The sequence below is a fragment of the Bradyrhizobium embrapense genome (assembly GCF_001189235.2).
In the GTDB taxonomy this organism is placed as follows: domain Bacteria; phylum Pseudomonadota; class Alphaproteobacteria; order Rhizobiales; family Xanthobacteraceae; genus Bradyrhizobium; species Bradyrhizobium embrapense.
The window spans coordinates 991966-1005883 of the sequence record NZ_LFIP02000002.1 but is presented as its reverse complement, the minus strand read 5'-3'; the positions used below and the strand labels follow the sequence as shown (position 1 = coordinate 1005883).

General features: G+C 61.3%; 16 protein-coding genes and 1 tRNA gene. 7 read left to right on the top strand and 10 right to left on the bottom strand.

The window, feature by feature from the left end:
- The first annotated feature begins 139 nt into the window (after positions 1-139).
- The 3 genes from AKN83_RS12230 (at position 140) to AKN83_RS12220 (ending at position 3148) form a co-directional block, all read left to right on the top strand.
- A complete protein-coding gene (locus AKN83_RS12230) occupies positions 140-817 on the top strand; it encodes a helix-turn-helix domain-containing protein (RefSeq protein WP_172803529.1) in 678 nt (225 codons plus the stop codon).
- A 52-nt stretch (positions 818-869) separates the two neighbouring features.
- A complete protein-coding gene (gene hemN, locus AKN83_RS12225) occupies positions 870-2222 on the top strand; it encodes an oxygen-independent coproporphyrinogen III oxidase (RefSeq protein ID WP_050402654.1) in 1353 nt (450 codons plus the stop codon).
- Positions 2223-2413: 191 nt separating this feature from the next.
- Positions 2414-3148, top strand: a complete 735-nt coding sequence (locus AKN83_RS12220; RefSeq protein WP_050402655.1) for a CBS domain-containing protein — start codon at positions 2414-2416, stop codon at positions 3146-3148.
- Positions 3149-3567: 419 nt separating this feature from the next.
- Here the strand turns inward: AKN83_RS12220 and AKN83_RS41155 are convergent, their stop codons facing one another.
- The 3 genes from AKN83_RS41155 to AKN83_RS12205 all read right to left on the bottom strand — a co-directional run bounded on the left by AKN83_RS41155 (position 3568) and on the right by AKN83_RS12205 (position 4835).
- Complete coding sequence (locus AKN83_RS41155) at positions 3568-3726, bottom strand: hypothetical protein (protein WP_244521963.1); 159 nt, start codon at positions 3724-3726, stop codon at positions 3568-3570.
- Between the two features lie 16 nt (positions 3727-3742).
- Positions 3743-3955 carry a YgaP family membrane protein gene (locus AKN83_RS12210; protein ID WP_050402656.1) on the bottom strand — a complete coding sequence of 71 codons (213 nt, stop codon included), beginning with the start codon at positions 3953-3955 and terminating at the stop codon, positions 3743-3745.
- 508 nt (positions 3956-4463) lie between these two features.
- The gene (locus AKN83_RS12205; RefSeq protein WP_050402658.1) at positions 4464-4835 is read right to left on the bottom strand and encodes a carboxymuconolactone decarboxylase family protein; all 372 of its coding nucleotides are present in this window, start codon (positions 4833-4835) and stop codon (positions 4464-4466) included.
- 291 nt (positions 4836-5126) lie between these two features.
- Between AKN83_RS12205 and AKN83_RS12200 the strand changes: the two genes are divergently transcribed.
- Positions 5127-5858 carry a CBS domain-containing protein gene (locus AKN83_RS12200; protein ID WP_050402659.1) on the top strand — a complete coding sequence of 244 codons (732 nt, stop codon included), beginning with the start codon at positions 5127-5129 and terminating at the stop codon, positions 5856-5858.
- A 320-nt stretch (positions 5859-6178) separates the two neighbouring features.
- Positions 6179-6898 (top strand): CBS domain-containing protein, encoded by a 720-nt coding sequence (locus tag AKN83_RS12195; RefSeq protein ID WP_050402660.1) that lies wholly within the window; start codon positions 6179-6181, stop codon positions 6896-6898.
- 51 nt (positions 6899-6949) lie between these two features.
- On the opposite strand, the gene AKN83_RS12190 is transcribed toward AKN83_RS12195, so the two are convergent.
- From AKN83_RS12190 to AKN83_RS12165, 6 genes are all read right to left on the bottom strand, one after another.
- On the bottom strand, positions 6950-8338 hold the full coding sequence (locus AKN83_RS12190; protein ID WP_050402661.1) for an MBL fold metallo-hydrolase: 1389 nt from the start codon (positions 8336-8338) through the stop codon (positions 6950-6952).
- Positions 8335-9342, bottom strand: coding sequence for an LOG family protein (locus AKN83_RS12185; RefSeq protein WP_050402662.1), 1008 nt, complete (start codon positions 9340-9342; stop codon positions 8335-8337). Before AKN83_RS12185 ends, AKN83_RS12190 begins: the two co-directional genes overlap by 4 nt.
- A complete protein-coding gene (locus AKN83_RS12180) occupies positions 9335-9523 on the bottom strand; it encodes a hypothetical protein (RefSeq protein ID WP_157113327.1) in 189 nt (62 codons plus the stop codon). The genes AKN83_RS12185 and AKN83_RS12180 overlap by 8 nt, the downstream gene beginning before the upstream one ends.
- A 199-nt stretch (positions 9524-9722) precedes the next feature.
- On the bottom strand, positions 9723-10184 hold the full coding sequence (locus AKN83_RS12175; protein WP_050402664.1) for a CBS domain-containing protein: 462 nt from the start codon (positions 10182-10184) through the stop codon (positions 9723-9725).
- A gap of 385 nt (positions 10185-10569) precedes the next feature.
- Entirely contained in the window at positions 10570-11415 is an 846-nt protein-coding gene (locus tag AKN83_RS41150; protein WP_050402665.1) for a S1C family serine protease, read from the bottom strand.
- A 168-nt stretch (positions 11416-11583) separates the two neighbouring features.
- On the bottom strand, positions 11584-12063 hold the full coding sequence (locus AKN83_RS12165) for a c-type cytochrome (protein ID WP_244521962.1): 480 nt from the start codon (positions 12061-12063) through the stop codon (positions 11584-11586).
- 271 nt (positions 12064-12334) lie between these two features.
- On the opposite strand from AKN83_RS12165, the gene AKN83_RS39550 reads away from it, so the two are divergent.
- On the top strand, positions 12335-12880 hold the full coding sequence (locus tag AKN83_RS39550) for a hypothetical protein (RefSeq protein WP_157113326.1): 546 nt from the start codon (positions 12335-12337) through the stop codon (positions 12878-12880).
- Here AKN83_RS39550 and AKN83_RS12155 read toward each other — a convergent pair.
- A tRNA-Glu gene (locus AKN83_RS12155) sits at positions 12868-12942 on the bottom strand. The two genes, AKN83_RS39550 and AKN83_RS12155, sit on opposite strands and share 13 nt — an antisense overlap.
- 523 nt (positions 12943-13465) lie before the next feature.
- On the opposite strand from AKN83_RS12155, the gene AKN83_RS12150 reads away from it, so the two are divergent.
- Positions 13466-13918: a (2Fe-2S)-binding protein gene (locus AKN83_RS12150; protein ID WP_050402667.1), complete on the top strand. Its 453-nt coding sequence runs from the start codon at positions 13466-13468 to the stop codon at positions 13916-13918.

Genomic DNA, 13918 nt, shown 5'->3' with positions numbered 1-13918 from the left:
CGCGAGGCGAGGCTGCCTTGTCCGGAGCCTACGTACAAATACGTAAGTGGCTTCTACTTAGGGGAAATATCCAAATTTCCCGATCCAGGAGATGCGATCAGTCTGGCTCCATCGAACTTCCCATCCATGGAGCGTCGCCATGCAGACCCAGAACGCCATTTCTCTCGAGAACAGCCGTCACCCGACCAGCATCCTCAGCCGGCAGGCGCGCGTCGAAGGGCCCTTCGGCATGATCGGGATGCCGATGCGGTTCGCTCGCAACAGCGAGATCTACGGCGAGGACGAGGCCGCGGAATACCTCTACCAGGTCGTTTCCGGCGCGGTCCGAACCTACAAGATACTGGAAGACGGACGCCGCCAGATCGGCGCATTCTATCTGCCCGGCGACATCTTCGGCTTCGAAGCCGGCGAGACCCATATTTCCTCGGCCGAGGCCGTTTCCGAGACGCGGGTCATCGTGGTCAAGCGGGCCGCGCTCATGGTCCGTGCGACGCACGAAAAGGATCTGGCACGGCAACTGTGGGATGCGACGGCTCAGGAATTGCGTCGCTTTCAGGAGCATCTGATGCTGCTGATCTGTAGCGCAGAAGATCGCGTCGTCGGCTTCCTCAACGACATGGCCCACCGAGCCGTCAAGAATGCCGCCATCGAGCTTCCGATGTCGCGGCAGGATATCGCCGACTATCTCGGTCTGACGATCGAAACGGTGTCACGTACCTTTACCCAGCTCGAGCACAACGGCGTGATCTCGCTGCCGACCTCGCGCCGGGTGGAGCTTCGCAACCGTGCGATGTCGAACCGGGTCATGGCGGCGTGAAAGGGCGAGCCGGGCCCCGATGATCGGGGGCGCGCGAGAGGCAAGGAATCCAATGCGGTCGAGCTTGGCAATCACCTATGGGCAGGACAGACTGCCGCGCTACACCAGCTATCCGACAGCTCCTCATTTTTCTGCGTCGGTCGGCGAGGCTGATTACGGGACATGGCTGAGGTCTGTTCCAGCTCGGCGGCCGGCCTCGATCTACCTGCATGTGCCGTTTTGCCGGTCGATGTGCTGGTATTGCGGGTGCCACACCTCCATCACCAAGCACAGCGAACCGATCGCCATTTACGCCGCCGGCCTTCGCACCGAAGCCCACCTCGTTGCGGAAGCGGTCGGTCAGCGATTGCCCGTCTCCCATATCCATTTCGGTGGCGGCACCCCGACGATCATGACGCCGGAGACCTTTGCCGACCTCGTCAGTGCGCTGCGCTACTCGTTCTTCGTGCAGGCCGACGCCGAGATCGCCGTCGAGATCGATCCCCGCACCCTGACCGAGCCGATGGCGGAAGCATTGGGTTACAGCGGCGTCAACCGCGCGAGCCTTGGCGTCCAGAGCTTCGATCCTGTCGTCCAGCACGCCATCAATCGGTCGCAGAGCCTTGAGCAGACCGCGGAAGCGGTCGAGCGGCTGCGCCATGCCGGCGTCGGCCGCGTCAACTTCGACCTGCTCTACGGCCTGCCCGCTCAGACTGTCGCTTCCTGCCTGGACACCATCGACAAATGCGTCGCGCTGCGGCCCGACCGGTTTTCCGTGTTCGGATACGCCCATATTCCTTCCTTCAAGAAGCACCAGCGCATGATCGACGAGGACTTGCTGCCGGATAGCCTCGAGCGGCATCGTCAGTCCGAGGCAATCGCGCAGGCACTGACCGATGCCGGATACATCCGCATCGGCCTCGACCATTTCGCGCTCCCCGGCGACAATCTGGCCATGGCAAAGCGCGCCGGCCAGCTGCGGCGTAACTTCCAGGGCTACACGGACGATTCTGCCGAGATCTTGATCGGTCTCGGCGCCAGCGCAATCGGCCGCATGCCGCAGGGCTTCGTGCAGAATGCAGTCGCGACACGCGACTACCTGGCGCGCATCGCCGAGGACCGGCTTGCCACCGTCAAGGGCTACAGGCTGACGGCGGAGGATCGCTTCCGCGCCGACATCATCGAACGCATCATGTGCGACATGGCCGTCGACTTGCCGCAGATATGCCGCCGGCACCGCTGGGACCCGCGTTCGGCCGTCGTCGATTGCTCCCGGCTCGACAGGCTGATCGCGGACGGCGCTGTGACGATGAGGGGTGACCGCCTCCTGATCAACGATGACGCGGAATTCCTGGTCCGCAGCGTCGCCTCGGCATTCGACGCTCACCTCGGCCGCGCCGCAGCGCGACATAGCCGAGCCGTCTAGCTCCGACCGCCGGACGAAGCGCAGTTGTCAGCCACGTGGCGAACTCGGTTGCCTGCCAAATATCAGGCAGTATCAACGCAACTGCACGACCGTCCGGTTGATAAGGATCAACGCGCTTTGCTTCTTCAAGGAGTTAGCTGAGCTTTGTCAGCTCATGTCGGAGGATCGGCGCCGTGCACGTACGGGAGATCATGTCGCGAAACGTCATCACGATCGATGCCGATGCATCGGTGATCGATGCCATCAAGACGATGCTATCGCATCACATCAGCGGCCTTCCGGTCGTCGATCGGGATGGAGCACTGATCGGGATGCTGTCGGACGGAGACTTCGTCCGGCGCGTGGAAGTCGGAACGGAGAAGCGCCGCGGCCGCTGGCTTGCGATGCTCGCCGGCACGAGCCAGGTCGCACTCGACTTCGCCCGCCAACACGGCCGCAAGGTCAGTCAGATCATGTCCCCCAATCCTATCACTATCGAGGAGGACACCCCACTCGAGCAGGTCGTTCAACTGATGGAATCGCACGGCGTCACGCGATTTCCGGTCATGCGAGACAAGAAGCTGGTCGGGATGGTCACACGCACGGATTTCATGACCGCCATCGCAAGCCTTCGTCTCGACCTATCCTCCTCCAGCAACGATGACCAGATTGGTGCATCTGTCATTGCGGCGCTGGCGCATGCGCCCTGGCGACCGGCTGCGCTGAACGTGAGCGTGCGCGACGGGGTCGTCAGCCTGCGCGGCAACATCCGGAGCGACAATGCACGCAAGGCCGCGACCGTTGCGGTTGAGAACGTCGCTGGCGTAAAGCGGGTCGACGACCAGTTGGTGAAGATCATCTACCCGCCGCCGGAGAACGACTATGGCGGTGGCGACTTTGTCTCGTTGGAGGAAGAACCATCGACAGAAGACGATCAACCCCTGTAGGCATGCGAAAGACAGATCTGAGGTGCCCGCTTCGATTGTACGATGCACGGCTTTGACCACAAATGGATCGATCACGGCAACAAAACGAACTGAGACTTGACGACGCGAGCGATCGGCATGCTCACGCCGTTCCAACCCTTGCCTCGATGCCGACGGTCAATCAGCTTCGACGCCGGCAGCGTCGGAGCGGTCCGACCGTCTCATGGTACGGCCGTCTGCTCATCGTTGGGACATTACTGGTCGCCGCCGGCTGGGAGATCTTCCAGCTGCTTCTGACCATCATCACTCTCGACTGACCGTTTCGTTGAACAGATGTCGGGTTCAGCTGGCAATTGAGGGCGCGTCCTGCACCAGATCGACTGAACCATACGCGTCGGAATTCGACTTTCGGAAGTACACCGAACCTTCGCCCGGAACACTCAGCGATGCTTCCTGGCAAACTCTGCGGCCTTGGCGGCAGCGACTTCGTTGATCCCAAACAGCCGCTCGTAATCACGATCGGAAATTCTCAAGACAGCGCCCGCGCCGAGACGATCGAGTCGCGACCGCAACTCGGCGAGAGTGAGGTTTTCATCCATTATTGTTCTCGGATTTCTAGACCGAGCTGGACTTTTGCCGAGTATTGACTCCCAACAACGTGTACAGCGGACAGTACGAGAGGAGTGCTGTCGCGATCAGAACGAATCCGAGAGTCCCGACGATCAGCCATCCCGCTCCAAGCGAGCCGTCCTTCACGGTATATGCAATCAGAGCCAGACCGATGACGATCCGGGCGTACTGATCGATGAGTCCGACGTTGCGCGTCATGGCAAAGCGCCTCCTTTTCTGCAGGCCCCATTTTGAACGCACTCCGGCCCAAAGCCCTTGATCATGATCAATTCACGCGGAGGGACCGCGCGTCCTGCCACCCCGGAGCTCTACGTCCGTCGTCGGCCTAATCTGGATCCCGCCCGACGCTACGGGCCGAGCGGGCGAGTGCCTCATATCCGGCCGCGATTTTCATGAAATGATCGCGAGTCGCCTGGTCCGGATGTCGCGCGGCTTGCCGCTTCGTCCGCTCGGCGCGGGACGCCCAATATGAAGCGTCGTCCTGAAGCTTTCGGGCACGCGGCTTCTTCTGCACCACCTCATCGGCATTCTTCGCCGCTTGACGTGGCGGCCGCCCAACGATGACGGCTTCGTTCCCATGTTGCTGCGGCAGCCGCCGCTTGCCATCTCCAGAGCACATCGCACCATTCTCCCGGCTATCGAACGACGACAGCTCCGGATCCTTCAGCAGCTCGCCAACGCCTCGCGGCGCGTGGCGACGATCGGATCAATCCATCGCCGGCTCGGCAACCGCCGCGCGCTCCTGAAACTGGTCGTACGCCCCCAGAGCGTCGGCGGCGTACATCAGGGACGGTCCTCCGCCCATATAGACCGCCAATCCGAGCGCCTCCTCGACCTCCTTGCGGCCGACGCCAAGCTTGACCAGGGCCTCGGCGTGGAAGCCGATGCAGCCGTCGCAGTGAGCGGCAACGCCCAGTGCAAGCGCGATCAGTTCCTTCGTTCGTGCATCAAGCGCACCATTTCTGGTGGCCGCCTGCGCCATGGCCGAGAACGCTCGCATGGTTTCCGGAATGCCGTTGCGAAGCTGGCCCAGATTGTAGGAGATGTGCTTGCAGACGTCGGCATAGTCCTTTTGCATGCGACCCTCGGTCTTCGCTATTGGAACGGTCCAGAGGAAGGGCGGCTCCGCCGACGGGGGTGCAACGGCGAACGCCGCCCTTCATCCAACGCAGCCCGGCAACGCGATCTGGCCTCTCTAAAGGACGTGCGTGTTCGGCTTGCAAGGACCCCGACCTTGTAACGCAGCGATCGCGCTTGATCTTTGCGCCAGATCAAACCGCACCCAATTTGCCGCTTGTGTCAGATCAACGCGTCCCACGCATCTGGAGTTAGGCTGATTGTTACTTTCCAGGACGATGGGAGATATCGGATGTACGCGCACCAGATCATGGCCCGCAAGGTGCTCTCGACAGCGCCGGACAGCACCATCCTCGACGCGGCAAACATCATGCTTCGGCACCACGTAAGCGGTCTGCCGGTCGTCGGTCGCGACGGAACGCTCGTCGGAATCATCACCGAAGGGGATTTTCTTCATCGCAGCGAGCTCGGCACCGAAAGGAAGCGAAACTGGTTGATGACCTTCATTCTCGGACCAGGAAAATGGGCTGAGGACTACGTGTTCGAGCACGGCCGCAAGGTCTCCGAGATCATGACACGCGCGCCGGTCACCGTAGCCGAGGATGCGCCGCTGACGACGGTCGTCGAACTGATGGAGACGAACAACGTCAAGCGGCTGCCGGTTGTTCGCGGCGGCAAGCTTGTCGGCATAATCACCCGCAGCAACCTGCTGCGAACCGTGGCGAGCCTTGCACGCGGCGTACCTGCTCCAACCGAGAATGACGACCGGATCCGGCGGCGCATTCTGGACGAGATCGAACACAACGCCTGGTGCCCGCTCGGACTCAGCGTCATCGTCCGGGATGGCATCGTCCACTTGAGTGGCCTGATCACGGAAAGCAGATTCCGCAAGGCTGCGATCGTCGCGGCCGAGAACGTTCCCGGCGTCCGCGAGGTGCATGATCACCTCTACTGGGGCGATAGCTTCTCGGGCTTCTGTCTGAAATCTCCTGAAGACCAGGAGTCGGAGAAACAGGCTCGCTAAAGGCAACCAAAACCGCCGCACATTCGGAGTTTCTGCAATGGCCAGTGAAACAGCAAAGGCAATCTTGATGATTCTCATATTCGGGTCGCTTCTGATCACCATTCACGTATCGGAAAGCATCGCGACGAAGCGACTGAGAGCATTGGCGCTACGGGCACTACGACGCTCTCGCTCGCGATAGGCTGAAGCACTCACGACATCCAATCTTCCTGACACGCAGGTCCAGATCTCGTACGCGCCATTGCAAGCGGTTGAGCCTCGTCAAGGAATGCCGTGCGAAAGCGACTGCTTTGTAATCGAAAGGTTCATCGGAGGCATCGATGCGCGCCCACCAGATCATGACCAAGAACGTCATCACTGTTACGCCTCGAACCGCGATCGAGGATGCCGCCAACATCATGCTTCGAAATCACATCAGCGGGCTGCCGGTCGTCGATGACGGCAGGTTGACGGGAATCGTCTCGGAAAGCGATTTCTTGCGCCGCGGGGAGATCGGAACCGGGCGCAAGCGTTCGGCCATTCTCCAGTTCCTGTTTGGACCTGGCCGCGCCGCCGAGGACTTCGTCCACGAGCGCGGTCGCAAGATCGAGGACGTGATGACGCCGGATCCGGTCACGGTCGGGGAAGAAACGCCGCTCGAGGAGCTGGTGCACCTTATGGAGAAGAAGGACATCAAGCGCCTGCCCGTGATGCGCGGCAAGGACCTCGTCGGCATCGTGACCCGTTCGAACCTGCTCCAGGCCGTGGCTAGTCTGGCGCATGAGATCCCGGATCCGACCGCGGACGACGACCATATCCGCGATCGTATCCTCCGGCAGATCGACGCCGTAACCTGGCGCCCTATCGGGTTCGAGGTCACCGTCCGCAACGGCGTTGTCCATCTGCATGGGATCGTCACCAGCGACCAAGCGCGCGAAGCGACCATCGTAGCCGCGGAGAACACTGCCGGCGTCAAGAAGGTGCACGACCATCTCTGCTTCGTGGATACCTATACCGGCTTCTACGTCGAATCCCCCGAGGACATGAAGGCAGCGAGCTGAAGCGACAGGCGGCTCAGCAAGCTCGTTTGGCCGAATTGTCCGGCCCGCCATCTACAGATCAAACACGTCGCCCAGACGCGGCAACTCGACTCGCTGGTCCTCCAAATGCGCGGCGAGCGCCTGCATTGCAGGCTCTTCGCCATGAACCAGGAACGTTGCCTCGCATCCCTCGATCGCGCGTCGCCATACCAGCAACTCCTGCTGGTCCGCGTGAGCTGAAAATCCGTTGATCGTGTAGATCGTGCTGCGAATCGCAACGTCTTCGCCGAACAACCGCACGAAGTTGGCCCCATCGATGATCTGCCGCGCAATCGTTCCCGAAGCGGCGTATCCGACGAACACGATCGCCGATTCCTTGCGCCAGATATTGTGCCGGAGATGATGGCGAATTCTGCCGCCGGTGCACATCCCCGAGCCTGCCATGATGACCGCGCCTCCGGTTATCCTGTTGATGGCAATCGAATCGGCGCTCTCGCGGACCAGACGCAGGTTTGCCGGCTGCAGCGGATCCCGCCCTTCGCGAAACATGGAAGCGGCTTCGGAGCTGAGAGATTCGGAATGCCGCTTGAATATCTCGGTCGCCGAGATCGCCATCGGCGAGTCCAGAAAGATTTGCATAGTCGGCGGCAGCCTGCTGTACTCCACCCCTTGACGCAGGACATATAGGATTTCCTGGGCGCGCTCGAGCGCGAAGGTCGGGATAATGACGTTGCCGCCGCGCGCCAGCGTGCTGCTGACCGCGCCGTAAAGCTCTTCGATGGAGTCTTTCAGCGACCGATGGAGCCTGTCTCCATACGTCGATTCCATGACGACAATGTCGGCGCGAGCGGGAGGACTGGGGAGCCGCAGCAGCGGGCGACCGGCGTTGCCAAGATCGCCCGAGAACAGGACCGAACGCGCGCGGCCATGCTCGGCGACCTCGATCAGAATGCTAGCAGAGCCCAGGATATGGCCGGCATCGAAGAAGGTCGCACGAAGTCCCTCCGCGAGCGGCAAAGGCTGCCCATATTCAGCCGTCCTTCCAAACCGATCAAAGCAATCGAGCGCATCCACGACGGTGTAGAGCGGCGACCGCACATCTTCTTCGCCGCGCCGGCGCCATTGGCGCGCTCTCCGCTGTGCGTCTTCTTCCTGAAGATGCGCCGCATCGACCAGAACGAGGCGGGCCAGCTCGCGACTGGCCGCAGTCGTGATCACTTCACCCTTGAACCCGCGCTTCGCAAGCAATGGAATCCTGCCGCAGTGATCCAGGTGGGCATGGGTCAGCAGAACATAGTCGATCGTTGAAGGATCGAACCCGAAGGCGGCGATGTTCTCTTCCACCAGGTCGCGGCTTCCTTGAAAGAGACCGCAATCGATGAGAATGCGCCGGTTCAGACATTCGACCAGGTGACAGGACCCGGTCACCGCGCGATCGGCGCCATGAAAGGATAATTTCACGATTCGCCCTCTTTCCTGATCGACTTGCCCCGTGAGGCGTCGTCTCCGATCGGCAGAAGCGGTCGGCCGGCCGCCTCGTACCACCGCAGAATGCCCTGCCAGGTTTCCTCGGCGGACTCCGCAAACCAGAACAGGCACCTGTCTTCCGGATTGATGACACCCTCGTCGACCAGGAAGTCCGGATCAAACACGCGACGCCAGTACGACTCGCCAACCAGCACAACCGGCACCGGCGCAATCTTCCGGGTCTGCGCCAACGACAGCACCTCGAACAGTTCGTCCATCGTGCCAAAGCCGCCAGGGAATGCCACCAGCGCGCGGGCGCGCATCAAGAAATGCAACTTTCGCATCGCGAAATAGTGGAACCTGAAGCAGAGCTCCGGCGTGACATAGGGGTTGGGGTCCTGCTCTTTCGGAAGGGCGATGTTGAGTCCGATCGATGGGGCCTCGACATCGCGCGCACCCCGGTTGGCGGCTTCCATGATACCAGGCCCGCCGCCAGTCATGATCATCAGACGGCCGCCGATGGCCTTTTCGCTTGCGGCACCGACGATCTGCCCGAACTGGCGTGCGATTCTGTAGTACTTGCTCTTCGCCGCAAGACTCCGCGCCGTCTTGAGACGGCGCTGCAGGTCGTCATCGTCAGGATTCAACGCGAGCACGTCAGCCATCGAGGCGACGGCCCGGCGTGCCGCCTGCGCTTCGCAAATGCGAGTGCTGCCAAAGACGACAATGGTGTGAGCGATCTGATGCTCCCGAAGCAGGGTTTCGGTCTTGAGGAAATCAAGTTGGAGGCGAATGCCGCGTGTGGCTTCGCTCTGCAGAAAATCTTCGTCCTGATCCGCCTCCTGATAGCTTGGCGATTGCAGGATGCTGCGCAGAGCGCCAGGCACACGGCCGTCCTCTTCGGCGCTGTTGGGCTGCCGATCCGGGAGTACCACGGCCCTGTCGACACGGTGAGCCGGCTTCGGGCTTGGACGAGTCGATGGCGGATCGTCAGTCATGCGCCGGCCTGCCGTCCGCCTCCGAGGATGTGGGCGCCGCATCGTGCTTCAGGGCCTCACGAACCTCGTCATCCTCCAACGCATCCAGTAGCCAGCGGTGATCGGTCGACTTCGCGCTACCAATATCTGCTTCAAAATTCGCCCGTTGCCTGACGGTCGGCGACTTCACTAGGTCAGTCATGGCGAACCTCGTCAGCATTTGATAGGCATTGCCTAGCATCCGCAATCGGCTGCACGGGCGCCTTGAGCGAGGTCAATTCGGAAATTTCTTTGATGCCAAGGCGCCAAACTGAGCCTAGTTTCTCGCCGCTGTTGCGGCTCGACCGGAAGCGCGTCCGGAGCAATCGCACGCTCCGCAATTGTCTGCCGGGTCTTCCGCGTCAGTTGCCCTCGGATCGCGCGAGTATCCGCTCAAGCGCGGTGATCAGCTGCACACGCCCGACGATGCCGACGACGCGTGTACCCCGGAGTACCATGACTTGCGATATCTGATGCTTGTCCATTTCGACCACGATCTCGTCCACAGTCGCGCACTCGTCGACGCAGACGGGCTTGCGGCTCATCACAGCGTCGACGCTCAGCGCCCGGGTCCGCTCGCGGACCAGCCGCCCCTCCTCTCTGCTCAGCAGCCATTCGAGCCAAAAGCCCTCCGGCCAATGCACGCCGAGTTCGCGACGGTGGAGGAAGTCGCCCTCCGAGATGACTCCGATCAGCGCCCCTGCGGCATCGAGCACAGGCAAGCCGCGCTGTCCAGTTTCCAGCAATAGACGAACAGCATCAAGCAATGGTGCGCCGGGCGTGATCGTCGCGAAAGACGTGCGCATGACATCCAAGGCCAACATGGCAAATTCCCCAGAGCTTCGCGTACACGATGATCCGCCAGCATCGATCAAAAATGGAAGGTCAAGCTGATCTGGATCAATAAGCCGTGCAGCTTTTTGTAACCGCCCGTTTTCGCCGCAGGATCATTCGGCGAGCTATCGGTTCATATGGGAAGCACCGCCGAGTATGGAGCCGCAGCGCTGACTACGCACGTCGAGAGCCACTCCCGGAAGCTCGCGGCCGTTGCGCGCCCCTACCTGCTTTGGCTTGCCTGGCAAGGATGGCGAGATGCACCACAAGAGATCATTGACGGTGTACGTCGCGATAGTGACTGCAATTCGTACGGCTGTCGTGATTTTCAGCGGATCAAACGGCTGCAAATCGATCCACGGGCGCACTGAACATCTAGTTCATCCGGGCGAAGAGGCGATCGATGGCATCCGAGGGAATCGCAAAGGCGCGCTCGGATTCGGTCTCGCCGGTGGTGGCGGCAACAATGCCGATCACTTCACCCCGCAGATTGAACAGCGGCCCGCCTGCACTGCCGCGATCCAGCAACGCGTCGGTCTGAATGAGATCCTGGCAGGGAACACCAGGCGACGAACGATGCAGGGCGCTGACGATGCCGAAACTAATGCTTTGAGTGAACCCCGAGGAGCCACCGACCGCAACGACGAAATCCCCAGGCTCTACGTCGATCGATCGGCCGATGCGGGCCGAGGTCAGGCCGGACGCCGAAATCCTCAGCATCGCGAGGTCGTATCGCTCGTCGGCTACCACGAACCGGGCGTCAAGCTGGCGCCCATCCGGCAATCGGACCGCAAGCGTCGTGGCGCCGCTGACCAGATGATTGCTCGTCACGATCAATCCGGACTCCGCCTTGATGACGACGCCCGCACCATACACATCCTGCATAATGCGAGGCGGAAGCTCGGGACCAGCGTCCATTGACCGGGGGGATGCCGAAGTCTCGGTGCCGACCTTTATGCCGACGACACTTTGGATGACCTTCCCGACCAGAGGCGCAAGTGTTTGCACATCCCGGATTTCCCCAGCTTGCGCCGGTCCGGGCCAGAGCAGGAACAGCCCCGCGATGATGGTCATGGATGACAGCAGGCAGTCGGACCACTTCCGCATCAGCTCCGGATGTCGGCCTCGGACCAAGAGCGGCCGAAATCTGCTGTTCGAGCCAGAGGCGAACGGGAGCTGGGCGTTCTGAATTTGCCGGGCATCGAGCACAATGCCGGTCATCGTTGATCCTCCATTTCCATATGACCATGAGCGACTTTGCTCGCAGCGGCCTTGATGGGGATCAATGATGGGGCGGCACTTGATGCGCGTACGGCTGCCGCTCATCTATCGCCTCCGCGGCCGAGCGGCGAGTCGGCGGCACGGCGATCCCGAACGCCTTCGGTGCCGCTACTTCTGCTGGATGCGGTTCAGGTAATCGATAACGGCGAGGATGCGTGTTCGCACGACGACTTCCCGCAAGTCCCGCGAAGGATCGAGCGCGTCGTAGGTCGGATCAATCGTGTGAGGCGCGCTCTTGACGGGATTGAATCGTTCTCCCCAGATCGGCATTTCATGAGTGCCGTGCGCGGAAATTGTTCTCCGCCCATCTATGGCTTCATAAACGGCGGTTATCGGAAATATCCCATTGTTGTTCTTGGCCAAGGCCGTCAAATCGGCAGGCGGCACCTTCAGCTGCCCAGCAACAGGTCCTTTGCCCTTTCCATCTACGCCATGACAGCTTGCGCACGAAGCTTGAAACTCCGCCTTACCAACATCGACATCTTCAGCGTGAGCGGCCGCGGCGAAGCCAGCGGTCACACCGGCAATCATGAAAGACTTCAGGCCACGGATACTCATATCATGCCCCAGTTCTTCGGATAAGCTCATCTAGCGGTGTTGGCTTGGCCTCAGTTTGACGCAAGTCAATGCATCGCGCCCTCCCAGTTCCGGCGGCGCGGTGCCCTCGGGCCGGAGAATAAGCAGACATAGACTGCCACCGCTATCCCCGCTGAGCCGGACGCAGCAAAGTCGGGTTGAGCTGGACTTTGGCCAGCCACTAACTCTCGCCCTCGCAAGCAGCGCATCCTGATCAACCATTTCGGTCTCACGCCTGATCCAACCGCAGGCATCAAACGCCCAAGGGAGGCAAGATCAGATCTTGGACGGATCGAGAGATGGCCGCATTCGAGAAACGCTGGCCAATCGGAACAAAGCAGCGGACCGCCTACGGCTTGATGCTGAACAGGGCACGGCGCAGACTGGCGTCTTGGTCGACATGGCGGTGAGTGAAGACCTGCAGAAGGCGCTGGCGGCAACACAGCGCAAGCACGTTACCGTCATCAACACCGAGTACGGCAAGCCATGCACAGTCGATGGCTTCAGCCGATTCATGCGTGATACGATCAGCGCCGCAGGCCTTCCGCTCGACTGCAAGCCGCATGGGTTGCGTAAGACACTGGCCGACTCCTCGCTGATGCCGAATGTAGCGCGCATGACATCATGGCCGCGCTTGGTCACACCACACTGTCAGAGGCGAAGAGATATACCCGTGAGGCCGATCGCGGCCGTGGCGGCAAGCGCGCAGCAGCAGGCCTCAACGAACATAGGTCGAACAGAATTTCCCAAACCGCATCTGAGAATCTGGGAAAACAGGCAAAAGGCCACGGAAAAACAAGGTCATGATTTCCCGAATGGCGCTCCCTAGGGGAATCGAACCCCTGTTTCAGCCTTGAGAGGGCCGCGTCCTAACCGCTAGACGAAGGGAGCGTTGAGAGGGAAGGCAATAGCCTTGAAATCGGCCTGCCGCAAGATGGCTTGTGCATTGCGGCGGGGATTTTGTCATCCATGCTTACCATGCCGTGCCGGCGGTTTCGGCGCGGCAGCAGCCCCGGAACGCCCCTACGCCCCGAGGGGCCGCAGCGCGCCGCACCTGCACGGGCCAGCGATGCGGCCGCGCCGCCGGCACGGCCACCTCCGGATGTCATCTCTGCATCGTGCACGGCCCTGCTTTTGACAAACCGCAAATGCAAAAACACCGTTCTGTAAACACCTGCCTGTGAAGTCACCCGGCGCCGGCCTCTGCTAACATCGCAGCCCTTCACCATGCTGCGCCCGCACGGCGCCGGACAAGCAAGAGGAGTGCTTGGAACAAAGCGCGAGACCTTGGCGCACGGCAATTTGGCTCACCAGTATCTTGGCACAACAAACATCAGCGCGGCCGCTGGCGATGGAAGATGTTCCGTCCCTGCCCCCGCACCGGTCAATAGCTTAAGCAGAGCGAGGACAGACCATGATCAAACTAAGAATCAACGGCCAGGAACAGAATTGGGACGGCGACCCGGATCTTTCGCTGTTGTGGTATCTGCGTGACGAAGTCGGCCTCACCGGGACCAAGTTCGGCTGCGGCCAGGCCCTGTGCGGCGCCTGCACCGTGATCATCGACAAGGAGGCAGTGCGCGCCTGCATCACCTCGGTCTCCGACGCGGCTGGCCGCGAGATCACCACCATCGAGGGACTGCACCCGACCGGCGACCATCCGGTGCAGAAGGCGTGGCGCCAGGTCAATGTTCCGCAGTGCGGCTACTGCCAGGCCGGCCAGATCATGCAGGCCGCGGCACTCTTGGACCAGAACCCGAAGCCGAGCCACGACCAGATCCGCGAGGCCATGTCGGGCAATATCTGTCGCTGCGGCTGCTACCAGCGGATCGAGAATGCCGTCCATCTCGCATCGACGGGGGTGTGA

What these genes read in the sequence shown, in the direction of transcription:
- AKN83_RS12200 (WP_050402659.1), top strand. Translation starts at nt 5,127, where the DNA reads ATGTACGCGCACCAGATCATGGCCCGCAAGGTGCTCTCGACAGCGCCG.
- AKN83_RS12195 (WP_050402660.1), top strand. Translation starts at nt 6,179, where the DNA reads ATGCGCGCCCACCAGATCATGACCAAGAACGTCATCACTGTTACGCCT.
- AKN83_RS12175 (WP_050402664.1), bottom strand. Translation starts at nt 10,184, where the DNA reads ATGTTGGCCTTGGATGTCATGCGCACGTCTTTCGCGACGATCACGCCC.
- AKN83_RS12185 (WP_050402662.1), bottom strand. Translation starts at nt 9,342, where the DNA reads ATGACTGACGATCCGCCATCGACTCGTCCAAGCCCGAAGCCGGCTCAC.
- AKN83_RS12180 (WP_157113327.1), bottom strand. Translation starts at nt 9,523, where the DNA reads ATGACTGACCTAGTGAAGTCGCCGACCGTCAGGCAACGGGCGAATTTT.
- AKN83_RS12205 (WP_050402658.1), bottom strand. Translation starts at nt 4,835, where the DNA reads ATGCAAAAGGACTATGCCGACGTCTGCAAGCACATCTCCTACAATCTG.
- AKN83_RS12150 (WP_050402667.1), top strand. Translation starts at nt 13,466, where the DNA reads ATGATCAAACTAAGAATCAACGGCCAGGAACAGAATTGGGACGGCGAC.
- AKN83_RS12165 (WP_244521962.1), bottom strand. Translation starts at nt 12,063, where the DNA reads ATGAGCTTATCCGAAGAACTGGGGCATGATATGAGTATCCGTGGCCTG.
- AKN83_RS12230 (WP_172803529.1), top strand. Translation starts at nt 140, where the DNA reads ATGCAGACCCAGAACGCCATTTCTCTCGAGAACAGCCGTCACCCGACC.
- AKN83_RS41150 (WP_050402665.1), bottom strand. Translation starts at nt 11,415, where the DNA reads ATGACCGGCATTGTGCTCGATGCCCGGCAAATTCAGAACGCCCAGCTC.
- AKN83_RS12220 (WP_050402655.1), top strand. Translation starts at nt 2,414, where the DNA reads ATGTCGCGAAACGTCATCACGATCGATGCCGATGCATCGGTGATCGAT.
- hemN (WP_050402654.1), top strand. Translation starts at nt 870, where the DNA reads ATGCGGTCGAGCTTGGCAATCACCTATGGGCAGGACAGACTGCCGCGC.
- AKN83_RS41155 (WP_244521963.1), bottom strand. Translation starts at nt 3,726, where the DNA reads ATGGATGAAAACCTCACTCTCGCCGAGTTGCGGTCGCGACTCGATCGT.
- AKN83_RS12210 (WP_050402656.1), bottom strand. Translation starts at nt 3,955, where the DNA reads ATGACGCGCAACGTCGGACTCATCGATCAGTACGCCCGGATCGTCATC.